We start from the raw sequence: 878 nt of genomic DNA, 5'->3' as shown, positions 1-878 counted from the left end.
TTGGTGGGCAGATTCATCTCCATTATGAAGAAAATTTACCTATCAAAACAGATTCACCTTTTATTGTCGTTGGAACTACTTCTAGAATGAGTAAAGATGCAGCAATTGAATTTATGCGTGGCTGTGAACAGTTTAAAGCTTATCACAAACACCTCCTTGGTATTGTAGTAAAATCATTTGTCACCGATGATAAGAAGTTTAAAAAGGTCAAAAATTGGTGGAATCACTTTCATCCAAATGGAATTTATAGATAAGAAAGCATAAAAGGACTTAAATGGTCCTTTTTGTTTTTNNGGTGCTTTAGTTGAAGAAGAGTATTAGGACAAAAACGGTCCTTTTTTGTTTTTCTATAATAAAATGAGAATTTTATTATCTTTGCCGCAAAAGTTTGTGAAGAAATACACTTAAATTAACGGAGCAGATTAGTGGAATAAGAAAAAATAAAAAAGCGTAGTAATCTGGAGTTGATATGCCATACTCCATAAGCTTTCCGTATAAATCGATCCAACCATTTTGTATATCGAGTTTAACTCGATTGTGTAAAGGGAATCTAATTTACCCCTGATTATAACTTTAGTTCAGAATCCTAAGTTTGACATCTGGAGTACAACGGGAGGGGGTCCGAACCACCCGTCTTTAATAAAATCCACAGAAAAAAAGCAAGAGATATGTACTCTTGCTTGTTATGATATTTAATGGCTTGTGTCGAGGCTCTCCGCCATCTTCAAGTCGTTTTTGAAGGCATCCATTGCCAGTTCATACCTTACCTTTTTGCTCGCTTCCAAGAAATCCGCTTCTTTCACAAGACCTGATAATGAATACCTGTGACCCCTGAAATCCACGTTCAGTTCGGTGATTTGGTTGAATTTGAAACTCTC

Annotated in this window: 1 protein-coding gene and 1 pseudogene; one reads left to right on the top strand and one right to left on the bottom strand. The window is 35.7% G+C overall.

What is annotated here, in order from left to right; genetic code table 11:
• Positions 1 to 254 (top strand): hypothetical protein (locus V7659_RS30925; RefSeq protein ID WP_335543820.1); only part of this gene is annotated, 254 nt, incomplete at its 5' end.
• Between the two features lie 438 nt (positions 255 to 692).
• On the opposite strand, the pseudogene V7659_RS30920 reads toward V7659_RS30925, so the two are convergent.
• A pseudogene (locus V7659_RS30920) lies at positions 693 to 878 on the bottom strand (mechanosensitive ion channel family protein); the annotation flags it as partial.

The organism is Neobacillus drentensis (assembly GCF_036966985.1).
GTDB classification, from domain to species: domain Bacteria; phylum Bacillota; class Bacilli; order Bacillales; family Cytobacillaceae; genus Neobacillus; species Neobacillus drentensis_E.
The sequence above is the reverse complement of the archived record's forward strand: the minus strand, read 5'-3'. Positions and strand labels throughout refer to the sequence as shown.